Source organism: Shewanella sp. AS16 (assembly GCF_021412365.1).
Taxonomy (GTDB): domain Bacteria; phylum Pseudomonadota; class Gammaproteobacteria; order Enterobacterales; family Shewanellaceae; genus Shewanella; species Shewanella salipaludis.
The window spans coordinates 1-291 of sequence record NZ_JAKCLK010000267.1; the positions used below are offsets into that span (position 1 = coordinate 1).

A 291-nucleotide genomic window follows, 5' to 3' on the forward strand; every position below is an offset into this window, starting at 1 on the left:
CAGGAGTTAATCAAATGGATGCACTCGAACTATTGATCAATCGCCGTAGCGCCTCCCGCCTGGCTGAACCCGCGCCAACGGGTGAACAACTGCAAAACATCCTGCGTGCGGGTATGCGTGCGCCGGACCATAAGTCCATGCAACCGTGGCATTTCTTTGTGATTGAAGGGGAAGGGCGCGAGCGTTTCAGCGCTGTACTGGAGCAGGGGGCGATTGCTGCCGGTAGTGATAACAAAGCAATCAACAAAGCGCGTAATGCGCCGTTCCGCGCACCGCTCATCATAACGGTGG

Annotated in this window: 1 protein-coding gene; it reads left to right on the forward strand. The window is 56.4% G+C overall.

Features of this window, described 5'->3' with window-relative positions; genetic code table 11:
- Positions 1-14: 14 nt before the first annotated feature.
- A partial coding sequence (locus tag LZP73_RS20265; protein WP_234236734.1) for a nitroreductase family protein occupies positions 15-291 on the forward strand: 277 nt, incomplete at its 3' end.